The sequence below is a fragment of the Mycobacterium sp. VKM Ac-1816D genome (genome assembly GCF_000416385.1).
GTDB classification, from domain to species: domain Bacteria; phylum Actinomycetota; class Actinomycetes; order Mycobacteriales; family Mycobacteriaceae; genus Mycobacterium; species Mycobacterium neoaurum_A.
Genome location: NZ_AOHQ01000131.1, coordinates 307,558 through 324,263 on the forward strand (window position 1 = coordinate 307,558; position 16,706 = coordinate 324,263).

At 67.6% G+C, this 16,706-nt stretch carries 16 protein-coding genes; 7 read left to right on the forward strand and 9 right to left on the reverse strand.

The annotated features are described in order from the left end of the window. Nucleotides 1-5: 5 nt before the first annotated feature. From rpsK to truA, 5 genes are all read left to right on the forward strand, one after another. Nucleotides 6-422, forward strand: a complete 417-nt coding sequence (rpsK, locus tag G154_RS11290; protein WP_019512358.1) for a 30S ribosomal protein S11 — start codon at nucleotides 6-8, stop codon at nucleotides 420-422. A gap of 14 nt (nucleotides 423-436) precedes the next feature. After that, entirely contained in the window at nucleotides 437-1,042 is a 606-nt protein-coding gene (gene rpsD, locus G154_RS11295) for a 30S ribosomal protein S4 (protein WP_019512357.1), read from the forward strand. Between the two features lie 61 nt (nucleotides 1,043-1,103). After that, complete coding sequence (locus tag G154_RS11300; protein WP_267885067.1) at nucleotides 1,104-2,180, forward strand: DNA-directed RNA polymerase subunit alpha; 1,077 nt, start codon at nucleotides 1,104-1,106, stop codon at nucleotides 2,178-2,180. An 89-nt stretch (nucleotides 2,181-2,269) separates the two neighbouring features. After that, the gene (gene rplQ / locus G154_RS11305) at nucleotides 2,270-2,827 is read left to right on the forward strand and encodes a 50S ribosomal protein L17 (protein ID WP_019512355.1); all 558 of its coding nucleotides are present in this window, start codon (nucleotides 2,270-2,272) and stop codon (nucleotides 2,825-2,827) included. 7 nt (nucleotides 2,828-2,834) lie between these two features. Next, nucleotides 2,835-3,704 carry a tRNA pseudouridine(38-40) synthase TruA gene (gene truA / locus G154_RS11310; RefSeq protein ID WP_019512354.1) on the forward strand — a complete coding sequence of 290 codons (870 nt, stop codon included), beginning with the start codon at nucleotides 2,835-2,837 and terminating at the stop codon, nucleotides 3,702-3,704. Nucleotides 3,705-3,779: 75 nt separating this feature from the next. On the opposite strand, the gene G154_RS11315 is transcribed toward truA, so the two are convergent. From G154_RS11315 to G154_RS11335, 5 genes are all read right to left on the reverse strand, one after another. After that, nucleotides 3,780-4,427, reverse strand: a complete 648-nt coding sequence (locus G154_RS11315; RefSeq protein ID WP_045546442.1) for a cutinase family protein — start codon at nucleotides 4,425-4,427, stop codon at nucleotides 3,780-3,782. A gap of 91 nt (nucleotides 4,428-4,518) precedes the next feature. Beyond that, entirely contained in the window at nucleotides 4,519-5,229 is a 711-nt protein-coding gene (locus tag G154_RS11320) for a cutinase family protein (RefSeq protein WP_019512352.1), read from the reverse strand. 23 nt (nucleotides 5,230-5,252) lie between these two features. Next, nucleotides 5,253-5,900 carry a cutinase family protein gene (locus G154_RS11325; RefSeq protein ID WP_019512351.1) on the reverse strand — a complete coding sequence of 216 codons (648 nt, stop codon included), beginning with the start codon at nucleotides 5,898-5,900 and terminating at the stop codon, nucleotides 5,253-5,255. 39 nt (nucleotides 5,901-5,939) lie between these two features. Beyond that, the gene (locus G154_RS11330; RefSeq protein WP_045546443.1) at nucleotides 5,940-6,575 is read right to left on the reverse strand and encodes a cutinase family protein; all 636 of its coding nucleotides are present in this window, start codon (nucleotides 6,573-6,575) and stop codon (nucleotides 5,940-5,942) included. Nucleotides 6,576-6,634: 59 nt separating this feature from the next. After that, on the reverse strand, nucleotides 6,635-7,636 hold the full coding sequence (locus tag G154_RS11335) for a DMT family transporter (RefSeq protein ID WP_019512349.1): 1,002 nt from the start codon (nucleotides 7,634-7,636) through the stop codon (nucleotides 6,635-6,637). 73 nt (nucleotides 7,637-7,709) lie between these two features. Here G154_RS11335 and G154_RS11340 point away from each other — a divergent pair, with 73 nt between their 5' ends. Then, on the forward strand, nucleotides 7,710-8,264 hold the full coding sequence (locus tag G154_RS11340; RefSeq protein ID WP_023985360.1) for a CGNR zinc finger domain-containing protein: 555 nt from the start codon (nucleotides 7,710-7,712) through the stop codon (nucleotides 8,262-8,264). Nucleotides 8,265-8,275: 11 nt separating this feature from the next. Further along, nucleotides 8,276-9,535 carry a trans-acting enoyl reductase family protein gene (locus tag G154_RS11345; protein WP_019512347.1) on the forward strand — a complete coding sequence of 420 codons (1,260 nt, stop codon included), beginning with the start codon at nucleotides 8,276-8,278 and terminating at the stop codon, nucleotides 9,533-9,535. Here the strand turns inward: G154_RS11345 and G154_RS11350 are convergent. From G154_RS11350 to G154_RS11365, 4 genes are read right to left on the reverse strand one after another with little or no spacing between them, the layout of a single operon-like run. Beyond that, nucleotides 9,523-11,574, reverse strand: a complete 2,052-nt coding sequence (locus G154_RS11350) for an FAD-dependent oxidoreductase (protein ID WP_019512346.1) — start codon at nucleotides 11,572-11,574, stop codon at nucleotides 9,523-9,525. The two genes, G154_RS11345 and G154_RS11350, sit on opposite strands and share 13 nt — an antisense overlap. Then, nucleotides 11,574-14,768: an adenylate/guanylate cyclase domain-containing protein gene (locus tag G154_RS11355; protein ID WP_019512345.1), complete on the reverse strand. Its 3,195-nt coding sequence runs from the start codon at nucleotides 14,766-14,768 to the stop codon at nucleotides 11,574-11,576. Before G154_RS11355 ends, G154_RS11350 begins: the two co-directional genes overlap by 1 nt. Beyond that, a complete protein-coding gene (locus G154_RS11360) occupies nucleotides 14,765-15,283 on the reverse strand; it encodes a hypothetical protein (protein ID WP_019512344.1) in 519 nt (172 codons plus the stop codon). Before G154_RS11360 ends, G154_RS11355 begins: the two co-directional genes overlap by 4 nt. Beyond that, nucleotides 15,284-16,651 carry a hypothetical protein gene (locus G154_RS11365; protein WP_131701296.1) on the reverse strand — a complete coding sequence of 456 codons (1,368 nt, stop codon included), beginning with the start codon at nucleotides 16,649-16,651 and terminating at the stop codon, nucleotides 15,284-15,286. Nucleotides 16,652-16,706 lie beyond the last annotated feature (55 nt).

Here is a 16,706-nt window from a genome sequence, read left to right on the forward strand (position 1 = left end):
CCCGGATGGCACAGGCTAAGAAGGGCGGCACCGCCGCCAAGAAGGGTCAGAAGACCCGCCGCAGGGAAAAGAAGAACGTCCCGCACGGCGCTGCTCACATCAAGAGCACCTTCAACAACACCATCGTCTCGATCACCGATCCCCAGGGCAACGTCATCGCCTGGGCCTCGTCGGGTCACGTCGGCTTCAAGGGTTCGCGTAAGTCGACCCCGTTCGCCGCGCAGCTGGCCGCCGAGAACGCTGCCCGCAAGGCGCAGGAGCACGGTGTCAAGAAGGTCGATGTCTTCGTGAAGGGCCCGGGTTCGGGCCGCGAGACCGCGATCCGCTCGCTTCAGGCCGCAGGCCTCGAGGTCGGCGCGATCTCCGATGTCACTCCGCAGCCGCACAACGGCTGCCGTCCGCCCAAGCGGCGCCGGGTCTAGGGAGGATCTAGAAAATGGCTCGTTATACCGGCCCCGCGACCCGCAAGTCGCGTCGCCTCGGCGTCGACCTCGTCGGCGGCGATCAGTCGTTCGAAAAGCGCCCCTACCCGCCCGGCCAGCACGGTCGCGCGCGGATCAAGGAGAGCGAATACCGCACCCAGCTGCAGGAGAAGCAGAAGGCTCGCTTCACCTACGGCGTCATGGAGAAGCAGTTCCGCAAGTACTACGAAGAGGCCAACCGGCAGACCGGCAAGACCGGTGAGAACCTGCTCCAGATCCTGGAGAGCCGGCTGGACAATGTCGTCTACCGGGCCGGCCTGGCCCGCACCCGTCGGATGGCGCGTCAGCTCGTCAGCCACGGGCACTTCCTGGTCAACGGTGTGAAGGTGAACATCCCGAGCTACCGGGTGTCGCAGTACGACATCATCGACATCAAGGACAAGTCGATCAACACGCTGCCGTTCGAGGCCGCACGTCAGGCCGCGGGCGAGCGCCCGATCCCGTCCTGGTTGCAGGTCGTGGGCGAGCGTCAGCGCATCCTGGTGCACCAGCTCCCCGAGCGGGCGCAGATCCAGGTGCCGCTCACCGAACAGCTCATCGTCGAGTTCTACTCGAAGTAATGAGGACGCCGGGCCCCCACAGCTTTGGGGGCCCGGTCACCAATACGGCATCAAATAGTGGGTGCCGAGAAGGAGATGGAAAACAATGCTGATCTCACAGCGTCCCACCCTGTCCGAAGAGTCGTTGGCCGAGAACCGGTCCCGGTTCACCATCGAACCGCTGGAGCCCGGCTTCGGTTACACCCTCGGTAACTCGTTGCGGCGCACGCTGCTGTCGTCCATCCCCGGCGCAGCGGTCACCAGCATCCGCATCGACGGTGTGCTGCACGAGTTCACCACCGTTCCCGGTGTGAAGGAAGACGTCACCGACATCATCCTGAACCTCAAGGGCCTGGTCGTGTCCTCGGAAGAGGACGAGCCGGTCACCATGTACCTGCGCAAGCAGGGGCCGGGCGCGGTCACCGCCGGTGACATCGTGCCGCCCGCCGGTGTGACCGTGCACAACCCCGATCTGCACATCGCGGCGCTGAACGACAAGGGCAAGCTCGAGGTCGAGCTCGTCGTCGAGCGGGGCCGCGGTTACGTCCCTGCCGTGATGAACAAGGCCTCCGGTGCCGAGATCGGCCGCATCCCGGTCGACTCGATCTACTCGCCGGTGCTCAAGGTGACCTACAAGGTGGAGGCCACCCGCGTCGAGCAGCGCACCGACTTCGACAAGCTCATCCTCGATGTCGAGACCAAGAACTCGATCAGCCCGCGCGACGCCCTGGCGTCCGCCGGTAAGACCCTGGTCGAGTTGTTCGGTCTGGCCCGCGAGCTCAACGAAGCGGCCGAGGGCATCGAGATCGGCCCGTCACCTGCCGAGGCCGATCACATCGCCAGCTTCGCGCTGCCGATCGACGACCTGGACCTGACCGTCCGTTCGTACAACTGCCTCAAGCGCGAGGGTGTGCACACCGTCGGTGAGCTCGTCTCGCGCACCGAGTCGGATCTGCTCGACATCCGTAACTTCGGGCAGAAGTCCATCGACGAGGTGAAGATCAAGCTGCATCAGCTCGGCCTGTCGCTCAAGGACTCGCCCGCCACCTTCGATCCGTCCGAGGTGGCCGGCTACGACGTGGCCACCGGCACCTGGACCGGCGACACCGGCTATGACCTGGACACCGACCAGGACTTCGCCGAGACCGAGCAGCTCTGACCCCAGGGCACATTCCCGCCCAATTCTCGAAAGAGAACCGTCCCGGCCCTACCTGATACGGGGGCCGGCCCCACAAGGAGATAGTCGCAATGCCCAAACCCACCAAGGGTCCCCGTCTCGGCGGGTCGTCCTCGCATCAGAAGGCGCTGCTGGCCAACCTGGCCACCGCGCTGTTCGAGCACGGCCGGATCAAGACCACCGAGCCGAAGGCCCGGGCGCTGCGTCCGTACGCCGAGAAGCTGATCACCCATGCCAAGAAGGGTGAGCTGCACAACCGGCGCGAGGTCATGAAGAAGATCCGCGACAAGGATGTGGTGCACACCCTGTTCGCTGAGATCGGCCCGTTCTTCGCCGACCGCAACGGTGGCTACACCCGCATCATCAAGATCGAGAACCGCAAGGGCGACAACGCCCCCATGGCGGTCATCGAGCTGGTGCGGGAGAAGACGGTGACCTCTGAGGCCAACCGTGCCCGACGTGCGGATGCGTCGCAGAAGGCTGCCGCCGCCGAGGCACCTGCCGAAGAGGTCACCGAGGACACCACCGAGGCCCCGGCCGAGGAAGCCGTGACCGAGGAGACCACCGAGGCTGCTGCTGAGGAGGCCACCGAGGCCCCTGCCGAGGACGCGAAGTCTGACGACAAGTAGTCACGCTGTGAACGAACCCGCCACCTCCACCGGTGGCGGGTTTGTTCGTCTGCGGCTCGATATCGCTTACGACGGCACCGATTTCGCGGGCTGGGCCGCGCAGGCAGGGCAGCGGACCGTCGCCGGTGTCCTGGAGGAGGCGCTGTCCACGGTGTTCCGCACTCCGGTGGTACTGCGGGCCGCGGGCCGCACCGATGCCGGCGTGCATGCCACCGGTCAGGTGGCCCATGTGGACATCCCCGATGATGCGCTGGCACAGGCATTTCCGCGCAGTCCGCGCCCGGTCGGCGAACCGGAGTTCCTCCCGTTGACGCGGCGGCTGAGTCGTTTCGTGCCTGAGGAGGTCCGGGTGCTGCGCATCGAGCGGGCACCGCAGGGATTCGACGCGCGGTTCTCGGCGCTGCGCAGGCACTACGCGTATCGGTTGGGCACAGCGCCGTATGGGGTGCTGCCTCAACATGCCCGGTTCGTCACACCGTGGCCGCGACCGCTGGATGTCGAGGCCATGGTGGCCGCATCGCGACACCTGTTGGGGCTGCATGATTTCGCCGCCTTCTGTCGGTACCGCGAGGGCGCCACCACGATTCGCGATCTGCAGCGCCTCGACTGGGAGCGCACCGGTGAGGTCGTCACCGCGCATGTCAGCGCCGATGCGTTCTGCTGGTCGATGGTGCGCTCGTTGGTCGGCGCGCTGCTGGCAGTCGGGGAGGGTCGCCGCGACCCGGATTGGTGTGCGGGACTGTTGGATTCGACGAAGCGCTCCAGCGACTTCCCCGTCGCCCCTGCCCGCGGCCTGAGCCTGGTCGGTGTCGACTACCCGCCCGATGACGAACTCGCCGCGCGGATCGAGATCACCCGGGATCTGCGCACGCTCTGAAGCTGCCCGGCGAGGCTACGGGTTGTCCCGTCGATCGGGCCTGAGAAGGCCAGAAAGCGTTGTCTCGGCAGAGAGTCAGATCCGTGGTGCGACGAAGTCGGCTGCCTGGGTGACCATCCCCGCCTTGATATAGGCCGGCGCCAGATGGTCGGCCCAGTAGTCCTGCCAGTTCTCGGGATCGGTCGGGTTGCATATCGGATCGTCACCGTGGCACAGCTCGATGGTGCGTTCCTTGTAGATCGGATTGAAGTTGGAGATGGGACCCACCCAGGCGATGCCGTTGCCGAACAGCGCGACGGCGGCGACCTTCTGATCTAGGCCCGGTGGCAGCGGATTCTTGAAGCCGAAGAAACCGAACGGCACCGCCAGCACCACATCGGTGACCGCGGCGCCGAGCGAGTAGCCGCCGAGCACCAGGCGGGTGTCCGGGCAGGACGAGGCCATGTATTGGACGCGTGCGCTCATATCGTTCGCGCCGATATCGATCTGGGTGTCGGCGGGGTACTTCACCGCATACAGGGCCACGTTCTTGCCGGTCTTGGAGCGCAACGACGCTACGAGTGCGTTGCCGATCTGACCCGCGCCGGGGGACTCCATGCGCCCGCGGGCGAAGATCAGTTCGGCATCCGGGCAATTCGCCGCCGAGGCGACTGGCAGCATCGGCGCGGTCAGCGTGGGTATGGCCACCGTGGCCAGCGCGAGCAGCGCGGCAACGGTGAGCATGGTGAAGCGGCGGACCGGACCCCTCGGCGTCAAGATCACCGTGCCGATTGTAGCGGCGGTTTTTGACGCCGGTGTAGCCGAAGCAGGCCGATCAGCGCACGCGGGCGGCGGCGAAGTCGGCGGCCTGCTCGATCAGGCCCGAACCGATATAGGCGTCCTGCCAGTGGTTGGGCCATACATTCTGCAGATCCTCGAAGCCCGTGGGCAGGGAATCGCCGCAGACCGGATCGGTCGGGACACACACGTTGATGGTCCGGTCACGGTAGGGCGGACCGATCTCGTTTCCCACCATCCGGCGGGTGATGTTCGCGACCAGCACGACAGCCGCCACATGGCCGGACATCTCCGGCGGCAGCGGTCGGTCGAAACCCAACCCGGATTGCGTCGCCGACAGTGCCAGCGCAGCCGAGGCGGCACCGAGGGAGTATCCACCGACGATCAACCTGGTGTTCGGGCATGACCCGGCCATGTACTGGATCCGGTCGCTGATGTCGTTGGCGCCCACCGGCACCTCGAAATCGGCGGGATAGTTCACGGCGTAAACGCCGACGGGCTGGGGCAGCCGTGCGTTCAGGGCGCCGACGAGCGCGTCACCGATGCGGCCGATGCCGGGAGCCTCACCGCGCCCGCGCGCGAAGATCAGCTCGACGGGAGCGCAGGGTTCGGCCGATGCGGTGGGCAACTGGGCTGCCGGGGTCACCACGACGGAGGCGACGAACCCCCCTGCGGCGGCCGCGGCGGCGACCACGATCGCCAGGAACCTGCGCGCGCGGTGCTTTGCTGGAAGCGTTCGGCTGGACACCAGACGAGTGTACGGGGCCTGCGTCAGAGCAGTCCCGCGACGAAGCCGGCCGCCTGATCGGCGGGGCCGCCGTCGTAGGCGCGGTGGGCGGCGACGTCATCGCCGCTGGTGCAGATCGGATCGCCGGGATTGCACAGGTCGATCGAGCGAGACCCCCAGACCGGGCTGACCGTCAGCGGCAGGCCGACCTTCGCCGACGGGTTGCCGAACACGGCCAGCGCGGCGACGTGCTCGGGGGTGTTCGGCGGCAGCGGGGCGGTGAATCCGATGGCGGGCACCGGCACCGCGGCGATGACGTCGATGACGGCCGCGCCCTGGGAGTAGCCGCCGAGTACCAGCCGGGTGCCGGGGCAGTTGTTGATCATCCACTGGATGTGACCACTGGCGTCGTTGGCGCCGGTGGCGGCGGCCAGGAAGTCGTAGTCGGCCGGATAGTTCACCGCGTAGGTGCCCACCGTGCGGCCACCGACCTTGCTGCGAAGCGAGTTCACGAACGCGGCGCCGATCCGGCCGAGGCCGGGATCCTCGTTGGTGCCACGGGCGAAGACGACCTCGATATCGGGACAGGACTCCGCCCCGGCGGGTGCCGCCGGTGTCAGGAGCAGCGAACCGACGGCCGCGGTGGCGGCGACGAGCAGTGCCGAGCAGCGACGGACAAGATCAATGCGCACGCCACATCGTAACGCGACGGGGTGCGAGCAGGCCTGGAGTCACACGCGGCCGGCGATGAACCCGGCTGCCTGCGGAATGAACCCGGAGGACTCGTATCGGGTGTGCGCAAACGGGTTGCGGCCGCCCGAGCAGATCGGGTCGCCGTCGGCGCACAGGTCGATACCGCGACCACTGAACGGCGGTCCCGCGGCACTGACGGGATAGCCGAACTTGGCGCCCGCGTTGCCGAACGCGGCGACGGCGGCCACATTGCCCGCCAGGTTGGAGGCCAATGGGGGAGCCGAACCGATATCGCCGATGCGGTCGCCGACCGGCGGAAGGCCCACCAGCATGTTGACGATGGCGGCGCCTTGGGAGTAGCCGCCGAGCACGACGCGGGTGTTCGGGCAAGCGTCGGCAAGGTAGGCGACTCGCGCGCTGGCATCGAATGCACCGTCGGCGGCGCGCAGGAAATCGTAGGTCGCCGGGTAGTTGACGCCGTAGGTGCTCAGCGTGCGGCCACCGAGCTGCGGGCGTAGCGCATTCTCCAGAGCAAACCCGACCCGACCGATACCCGGCGGCTCGCTGGTGCCCCTGGCGAAGATCAATTCGACGTCCGAACATGCCGGTTCGGCCGAGGCGACCGGCGCCGGAGCCGCCAGCACGACAAAGGAAGAGACCAACGCCGAGCTCATCGCAGCCCACCGGGCCGCCATCTTGCGCAACTTCACGAGCCCATCTTCACATCTGATGGTCAGGTATGAGCAATCGGTCGTTCGGCAGGCGGTGGCACGTCCGGCCAATTGGCCTGCGCCACCCGATCGGACCGGTCGCCATGGCGGGCCAGGGCCAGGCCCATCAACACCACCGCACCGCCGATTGCTTGGGTCACCGAGACCGATTCGCCGAGGACGACCCAGGCGATCAGCACCGCGAACAGGACCTCGGACAGCCCGACCAGCGAGGCGAACCGGGGCTGTAACCGGGCGATGCCCATGATGCCCAGGGTGTAGGCGATGGCCGTCGGGATGAGCGCAAGCGCGATCACCGGGACGTACCAGGGCAGGGTGAGACCGGCGACGATGGTGTCGGTGGCGGTGAAGCGCAGCGGCAGCACACCGCTCGCGCCGAGTCCCGCCACCGCGAGGGCGCCGATGACGAGACCGGCGGCGGCCAGGGTCACCGGGCTCAGGCCGGTGCCGTCGGAGCTGGCCTTCTCCGACATCATGAAATAGCAGGCGGCGCAGATCGCCGCGGCCAGGCCCCAGGCCACCCCGGTCGAATTGATGTGGGCACCGGCGACGACGTCGAGCACCAGCACGATGCCCGCGACCGCCAGTGCCGCGCCGGCCAGTGTGAGCGCAGCGGGCCGTCGCCGCGTGGTGGCCCACAACCAGCCGACCACCAGGATCGGGGCGGTGTACTCCAGCAGCAGTGCCACGCCCACCGAAAGGTGGGAGACGGCGTTGTAGTAGCACAGCTGCGCGCCCGCAATGGGGATCAGGCCGTAGGCGATGACCGTTGTGCGGTGCCGCAGGGCCTCACGGACCCAGCCAGGACGGTAGTAGGTCGCGAACGCGGCCATCGCCAGCGCGCCGCCGGCCAACCGGGCGGTCACGGCCGCGGTCGGAGTCCAACCGGCCTCCATCAGTGCCTTGGCGAGCGGGCCGGACATGCCGAAGGTGAAGGCCGAGGTGATCGCGAAGATCAGACCGACCCGAAACCTGGTCGTCGCGCGCGCGTCGATCGTCGTCATGGAACACTCCGGACTGTAATGAGTAAAATGGAAGTTGCTCATGACACTAACGGCGACGGGAGTCACGCGTCAAATGATTTTTACTCATGACACGGAACTCACACTCCGCGCTGCCTGCGTGCTGATCAACAGCGACCGCGTCGACGGTGACGAGCTCGCCGATCTGGCCGGTTTGGAGAGCTATCTGGGCGAATTCGGCTGGACCGGCCGCCGTGATCGCGACGACGAAGAACTGGCCGCCGTGCACCGACTGCGTGAACGGCTCGGCAGGCTCTGGGAGGGTGCCGACGACGAGGAGCGCACGGTGAATCAGGTCAACGCCCTGCTGGCCGACACCCATGCCTCACCCTGGCTGACCCGGCATGCCGAGATGCCGGAATGGCATCTTCATCTGGCCTCCGTCCGGGATCCGCTGGCTCAGCGGATGGGTGCGGAGATGGCGATGGCGCTGGCCGACCTGATCCGCGGTGGTGAGCTGCGCAGGCTCAAGGTGTGCGCGGCACCGGACTGCACGGCGGCACTGTTCGACATCTCGCGCAACCGGTCGAAGATCTTCTGCGACACCGGAAACTGCGGTAACCGTCAGCATGTTGCCGCTTATCGGGAACGGCGAGGCCGGGACGGGTAGCGTCGATCAGCATGCGCGCCCGGCGTGATCTGGACATCGTGCTCTACGGCGCGACGGGTTTCGTCGGTCGATACGTCGCGCGTGCTCTCGCCGCCTACGGCGGTGTGCACATCGCCCTGGCCGGCAGGTCCACCGACCGGATGACCGCGCTGCGTGATTCGCTCGGTCCCGGTGCGCGGGACTGGCCGGTGCTCGTCACCGGCCTCGACGAACCCGGCGCGCTGGCGAACCTGGCCGGCCGGACCCGGGTTCTGGTCAGTACGGTCGGCCCCTATTCGGCGGTCGGCATGCCCCTGGTGGCCGCCTGCGCGTACGCCGGCACCGACTATCTGGATCTGGCAGGCGAGATCCCGTTCGTACGCGCCAGCATCCATGACTATCACCGCATCGCGGCGTCCACCGGAGCACGCATCGTGCATTCCTGCGGATTCGATTCCATCCCATCCGATCTCACCGTCCATGCCCTGCACCGTCGAGCCGTCGACGACGGCGCCGGCGAGCTCGGCCGCACGACCATGGTGCTGCGCGCCTACTCCGGCGGATGCTCGGGCGGCTCGCTGCGCACGATGGTCGAACTGATGCGCGCGGCACACGCCGATCCGTCCCTGCGCGCGGTACTCGACGATCCCTACAGCCTGTCCCCGGACCGGGCCGGCGAACCCGATCTCGGTGCCCAGCCCGACGTTCCGGTGTTCAGTGGGTCCGAGATCGCCCCCGAGCTGGCCGGGCTGTGGACCGGGGGCTACCTGATGGCGTTGTACAACACCCGCTGTGTGCGGCGGACCAACGCGCTGCTCGGCTGGCCGTACGGTCGTGGACTGCGCTACACCGAGACGCTGAGTTACGGATCCTCGCCGATGGCACCGTTTCTCGCGGCGATGAGCGGTCCGACCATCACCGCGGCTGCGCGCCTCGGCGGGGCCTATCTGGCGAGGGTGCCCTCGCCGGTGATGGATCGGCTGGTGAAGGATTCGACCGCCGGCCACGATCACGGTGAACGCGGCCGGTACGTGGTCGAGACCTACACCAGGACCGCGGCGGGACACCGTTACGTGGCGACCATGGCGCAGCGCGGCGATCCCGGATACTCGGCGACGGCGACACTGATCGCCGCGGCGGCGATGGCGATGGTCACCGACTCCGACCGGCTGTCCGCGCTGCGCGGTGTCCTCACCCCGGTCGCGGCAATGGGTGACCTGTTGCTGGAAAAGCTTCCCGCGCAGGGAGTCACGCTGACGGTGACACCGCTGGGTCGCGGTCAGGGCAGGTAGAAACCACGGATTCGATAGAACCTGCTCCGGCCGAGCAGCGCATTCGCCGCTTGTAGGCCCGACATGACGGCGGCTTCGATACAGCCGGCGTTCATCCCGCAATCGGTCCAGTCGCCGGCCAACACCAGGTTGTCATAACCACTCTCGTCCGGACGCAGTCGGTACTTGTCCGAGCCCGGGACCGACTGCACATACCGGTCCGAGGGGTCGATGTTGACGCTGACATGCTGGGTCTCTAACGCAGCGGTGCCCCGCAGACCTTCTGTGCCGCAGAGCATTTCCCAAGCGAAGCCGTCCGTGTGGACCGCCCCCGGCAGGTACAGCGCGACGTGTCGGTCCAGATACTCGGCCGCGGTCGCCAGCACCCGCTCACGAGACCGGCGTAGGTACTCGCGGTCCTCGACATCCGGCGGCCATGGGGCGTCGAACACGCCACAGAAGTAGGCCACCGTCTTCGGATCGTCCTCGGCGGGCCAGTTCTCGGCCCACAGCGTCTGCGGCATCGACGCCCAGGTGTCGAATGGTGCGACGTAGCCGCTGGTGGTCACGCCCGGCCGGAACCAACCGAGACTCGATTCGTCGGGGGAGAGCCAGAGCTGAAAGGCCTGGGTGGCCACCGTCTTCACATGATGCGTCATGTCCCGCCACTCGGGTCGGTCGGCGATCAGTTCGCCGCAGATGATCTCCACCATCCCCGCCGACGCGGCCAGCACCACGTGGTCGAAGTCCGTTCCGCACCGCAGGATGCGCTGCCCGGCGTCGCTCCGCTCGGCGAAATGCGACTCCAGATCGCGCATCGGCCGGTCGGCGTCGACGATCTGGTCGCGCAGGGGCGCGGCGGGGAAAACCGGCAGCCCGCCGACCCGGATCAACGGATCGTAGGGCGTCCGCGGGTCGACGAGGTCGACCTGGCGTCCCATCGAGATGGACTCCACCCGAGATCTGGTGGCGTCCAGATGCAACGCATCCACCCGATGGAAGAACTCGAATCGCACGCCGCGGGCGCGCAACGCCTGGTAGATCGGGGCGATCACCACATCACCCATGCCGGCGGACATCTTCCAGAAGAACGCACCCTTGTACTGGAACAGCGCGATTCCGGTCAGCAGCACGGCCAGGCCTGCGGCGAACGACGGCCGGGTGCAGTCGCCGTCCTCGTATCCGAAGACCATGTCGTACAGACCCCGGACCAGAGCGAAGTCCAGTACATCGGGGTGAGCACCGTGGCGGCGCAGCCAATCGCGGTATTCCTCGTCGTTGATCGCCCGGAACCCGGCCGGGTCGGTCAGTAGGTCATCGGCGATCAGGCCGCGCGCGGTCGCCGTCACCAGTGACAACAACAGCCAGAAGCGGCGGTGTCGCGGCCGGCGCTCATGGTCGAGCGCATCGCGAAGCGCCTGCAGCGGTTCGTCGAACGGCCTGCCGACCGACTCAGATGCCGGTCGCTGGACCAGTCCGCTCAGCACATCGCGGACACTCTCGCCGATCAGGGTCGAGATGCGGATCACGCGGGCCGCGCTGTCCGGATCGGTGTCCGGCTCGTCGTCGGCGTCGAGTGAGGCGGCGAAATCCGACAGCAGCTGCAGCACCCTGCGCAGGAACCCGACGACGGTCAGCTCCCGTCCGTCGGAGTCCGGTTCGCCGGGTACGTCGGCGTTTCGGGAGAATCGGCCAGGCCACACCGACCAGCTACCTGCCCAGTGGTCGGCCATCCCCAGTTCGTCGGCCGGTGCCAGCGCCTGGTCCCAGGTCAGGATCGGACAGTCGGGATCCGTTGTCGCACGGTCGATCTCGGCATAGCATTCGCGCAACAGCGCGAAGGCGTTCTCATAGGACCCCAGCCATACGTGCAGGCCGTGCTCCTCGATGCGGTCATGCACCCCGCGGCTGGAGGCACCCTTACCGCCGAGCCGCCAACCGCGCTGATAGACGGTGATGGAGTCGAAACGGTCCCGCCAACCCGGCGAACTCAGTCGCCACGCCGCGCTGAGGCCCGCCATCCCGCCGCCGAGTATCGCGACCTTCCCCCGACTCGGCATCAGTGCAACAACGCGCGCGCCTCGGCGAGTGCCGGCCACTCCTGATCGGCGGGTAGCCGGGCGATCACCTGCTCCAGATCGGCTCGGCAGCGATCCCCGTGGATCCGGAAGCGATCGGCGGCCACCGCCAGTTCCAGCACCACGGCACCCTGGGTGCGGGCCAACGCCAGCGCGTTCTCCAGGTCGGCGTCCCGATCATCGGCCGAGTCCTGGGTGTGGGCACGCAGCCGCAGCAGATCGGCGTCGAAAAGATGCCACGAGGTCTCCGCCGACATCTGCAATGCCATGTCGATCTGCCGGCGCGCGCCCTGGATATCGCCGGCTCCGAGCAACGCGGCCGTCAGCCCGGCGTCATACCAGCACAGAAATGCCTTGAGCTCGTAATCTCGCCAGACCTGCACCAGGGCCGCCAGCGTGGCAGTGCTCTCGCGCAGCGCCGCCAGGTCCGGTTCCGGCCCCGTCAGCGCGGCCTTCGCGCCGGCGTTGGCCGCCGCGGTGGCCGAGATCATCACCCACTCGTCGAGGCCGTTCTCGGTGGCGATCTCGGCGATGCGTCCCGCGAGATCGATCGCCTGCGCGCAATGCCCGGCATGGGTGCGCACCACGGCCTCCTGCACCCTGCCGTAACACTCGGTGAACGGGCCGTGCGGGAAGATCAATGCCTGACAACGCTTTTCCAGATCGGCGAACGATTCGACGGCCGATTCGAGATCGCCCTGCAGATAGCGGGTCAGACCGAGCAACGCATACATCCCGCCGACCGGATCGTTGGGTGCATACCAATCCCCGTCGATCTCCGGCGATTCCATCTCTGCGATGGCCGCCGCGGCCGACTCCAACCAACTGCGTGCGCTGTTCAGCTCACCGCGGAACAGCGCCAGTGAACCGACGACCGCATCCATCACCGCCTGGTACCACTGCGGCATATCGGCGATGTTGGTGCGCAACGCGTCCACCAACTGGGCGGACCTGCGCAGATCGCCGCGCGAGGCGAAGAAACTCCACAGGGCGCTGAACGTCGCGAACATCTCCACGCCCGGGTGGTTGTCGATGATCTGCAGGCAGCGCTCGAAGTCGGCGGCCGCTTCCACGCTGGCGTGGCCGGCGGCCGCGAACCCGAGAAAGCCGCGCTCGAGCCGTATCGCCACCTCGCGGGCATCGCGTGCCTCGGTATCGGGTGGCAGCTCGGCGGTACTGTCCAGTGCTCGGCTCAACAGGGATCTGGCCTCGTTGAGCGCGCCGCGTCGCCGTGCGTCGGCCGCGGCCTTCTCATAACTGTCGGCGGCCTCGTCGAATTGCTCACCCTGTTCGTAATGGTGTGCGACCAAGGGCCATTCGGGTGTGCCATCGGCCGCCGAGCTGACCAGTGCGGTCCCGATCCGGTTGTGCAGCCGCTTGCGTGCGCTGGGCGGCAGCAACTCGGCAGCCACCTCGCGCAGCAACTCGTGCCGGAAACGCCAGCCGCCGTTGCCGAACGGCTTCATCACCCGGTTGCGGGTCAGCTCGTCGAGGATGTCCTCGATCGCCCGGCGGTCGAGTTCGACCACGGCGGCGAGCAGGGCCTGGTCGACCTGACTGCCGATCAGCGCGGCGGCCTCGATCACCTGCCATGAGCGCTCGTTGAGTCGTAACCGCGCCACCAGGGCCTCGTAGAGGGTGTCCGGCACCTTGCCGGTCTCCGTCGACTCGGCGGGCGCGGATTGCATCTTCGCCACGACTTCTTCGATGTAGAGCGGCATTCCATCGCAACGATCCACCACTGCCCGGCGGGCGGCGTCGTCGAGATCTGGATGCAGTGCGGTGATCAACAGATCGGAGTGGTGCTCCTCGAACGGGGTGAGCTCGAAGGTTCTGCAGTGGGCCAGCGCCGGGACCTCGCGGCCGGTGACGACCACCATGAGTCGCCCGGGCGCCTCGCTCAGCACCGCCTGCAGGATCTCCACGGTGTCCTCGTCGTACCAGTGCACATCCTCGAACACCATCATCGCCGGCCCGTCACCGGTTGCCGCGATCAGATATCTGCGGACGGTGTCGGCGATCTGGTCGTAGAGTCGCCCCGCCGTCGCACTCGGTGGCTGGTGGTCGACACCCGGTGCAATGCCGAGCACGGGCGCGAGCAGGGGCACTGCCTGCTCCGGATCGAGACCGTGGCGGACGACCTCGGATCGCAGCTGCCGCAGGCCCTGGGCCGGATCGGAGTCGCGGGCGATACCGCTCGTCGCCTCCAGCAGGCGGCGGATCGGGCGCAGACCGATATCGGTGTGGAAGGACGACCCGTAGATGCCGAGCACCACGGCTCCGGACTGGCGGGCCATCGCGATGGCCGCGTCGGCCAGCCGGGTCTTGCCGATGCCACCCTCGCCCTTGAACACCACCCCCGGCACCGTCAGGGTGCCTGCCTGCGCGGCGTCCCAGCAACGCCGCAGATAGGCCATCTCGTCATCGCGCCCGATCAGCGGACCCGACAGCAACGGTGCCTCGGTGCGTTCGGCCAGCACCCGGAAATGCTCGAGGGGCTTGTCGAAACCCTTCACCGACCGGGGCGGTAACGGCTCCAGCGTGAAGTCCTCGCGCAACACCCGCCGCACCGCCTCGGAGATTGCCACCGTGCCCGGTTCGGCCAGGTCACAGACTCGCGAGGCCAGGTTGGCGCCGACCCCGATGACCTCGTCGCGCACCGGATCGATCGTCACCACCCCGCGGTGGACACCCACCCTGACCTCGATGCCGAACCCGAACTTGCGGCGCAACCGCCTGCTGAGTGCAGCCACCTCCGCGGCGATGTCCAAGCCGGCCGACACCGCGCGGTGCGCATCGTTCTCGTGAGGTGTCGGATGTCCGAAGGTGATCAGCAGCCCGTCGCCCTGGGCCGCGCCGATGTGGCCCTCATAGGTGGCGACGATGCGGTGCACCTCGTCGCGATAGCGGCGGATCACCGTGCTGTACATCTCGGGTTCCAGTCGGGTCGACAGACCCACCGAGTCCACCACGTCGACGAACAGCAGCGTCAACCGCTGCACGACGGATCCGTTGTCCGAGACCGCCATCAGCTCCTCGGCCTCGAGATTATCGCGATCGACCGCGAGCACCTGGCGGGCCAGCGATCTCGCGCTGCCATGGTCGTGGCGATTGATGGCCGCGACGGCGCTGTCGAGCAGTTCCTCGATCGTCGGACCGGCGGTGTATTCGTTCACAGGCCTACTTCGATGGTGACCGGTGGTCGGTCGGCACCACGCCCGCCGGGCTCACGGTGCCGGAATCCGACCGTGCCGAGATAGTTGGCGCCGATGTAATCCGCATCCGTCAGTTTTATCCGGAACGTGGTCTCGTCCGCACGCAGGGTGGCGGGCACGAACTCGATGGCCCGGTCCGGGATGGTTTCGCCCTCGCGACCGACGCGCCGGAACGGGCCTGCCACGGTGAGTACCCGCTCGTAGGGGGCTGCGGCGATGATGATCTCCTCCGAAAGGGCGCTGAACCGTTCGACCGGTCGGCACCACCACGGACCTGCCAGGCTCAGCGCGACGCCGTTGGCGGCCGTCCGGATCTGCAGGTCGATCAGATCATGGATGATGGTGATCCACGGGTCGATTCCCCACACGCCGCGTTCGTCGGTGCGGGCGGCCTTCTCGACGATGCTGTTCAGCTGACCCAGGTACCGATGCGCGGCGGTCGCCGCGTGGTCCACCGGTGATTCCTTGTCCGGCATCTACCGGCTCCGGTGGCGGGATCGGTACATGGCATCCAGAAACGTCAGTGGAGCGGCCGCCATTCGGCCGCCGACCCGACCGCCGAACTCGGTGACATCGGCGGCAGTGAGGCCCCGGTCCCACCACTTGCCGGCGAGTTCGGCGTAATCACCGGTGACGCCGATCATGGTGTCGGTCCAGATCTGCACGGCGGCGGGCACGGCGTGCCGCGGCGGGGCGGCCGGGGTGTCGTCGATGTCACCGGCAGTGTCATCGGTGTCCGGGTAGTCGAACGGTTCGGCGGTCGGATACGGCGGATCGGCCCTGCCGAGCAGAAAGTCCGACGATGCGGTGCCGTAGCCGCAGATACAGACCAGGCGCTGTTGGGCGAACGGACTGATGCCCTCGATGTGCACCACCTTGCGGGTGCGGATGTGGACCCCGCCGCTGTCCGGATCCCCGATGGCGGTCATGTTGATGTAGCCGTGGTCCACCCGCACCCGGCCGTCGCCGGTGTCGAAGCGCGAGAGGTCCAGGTCGTAATCGAGGCGTGCCGCCGTGGCACCGGACGTCGGGTTGAACGTCAGCGGGGTGTTGAGTTCGAATCCCTCGACCAAACCCACCGTCTCCAGGACCCGCCGCCAACCGTCGGGGGCGTAGGTCGGGCCGTTGTGCGACATCCGGAGGAAGAATTCCGGGTAGTTATCGTGCCAGTTGTACGGGTTGACGACCCGTTTCAGATTGTTCAGCGATACCGAGTCCGAACTGAACTCGGTGTCGACCACGACCGAGTCGAACCCCCGATAGTTCACCACCCCGGTCGCGCACAGCGGTGTCGTCGCGGTCTGTTCGCCGATGGCGCCCGCCCGCAGTGCCGCCGCGCGCAGGTCGTCGAACGCATCGCGTGTGACGAACGATTCCGGAACTGTGCGGGCGAACTGATCGTCGAAGAACGCCCGGGCCATATCGCGGCGCCGCCCCGGGCCCGACGAACCGGGGCCGGCCGCCGCCAGTGCCTCGATGGTGAGGTCGCGATGCTCGTCTGCGCACAGGGCCGGCAGCGGGTTGTCGGGTTGCAACCTGTTCACCCTGGCGATCACGGCCAGCGCGAGCAGCAGCCGGGCCTTCTGCGGCTGGGGCAGCCGGATATCGGCGGCGGCCTCGGTGGCGAGCGCGGTCAGGGCCTGTTCGGTATCGGGTCGTCCGCCGGGATCGGTGGGATACAGGAAGTGGTCGACCTCGGAGTACCAGTCGGGGTGGGCCGAATATCCGGGCAGGAACTCGTCGACCGTCGCCCCGAATTCGTTTCCATCGAAATCTCTTATCGCCGCCGAAATTCCGCCATACACCGCGAGCAGGTGTCGCACGCCTTGTCTGCTGGACGACATCACCCCTCCTGGCGGTGTTGGCGCCGTTAGCATACCGCTCAGGGGACCCGCTTGC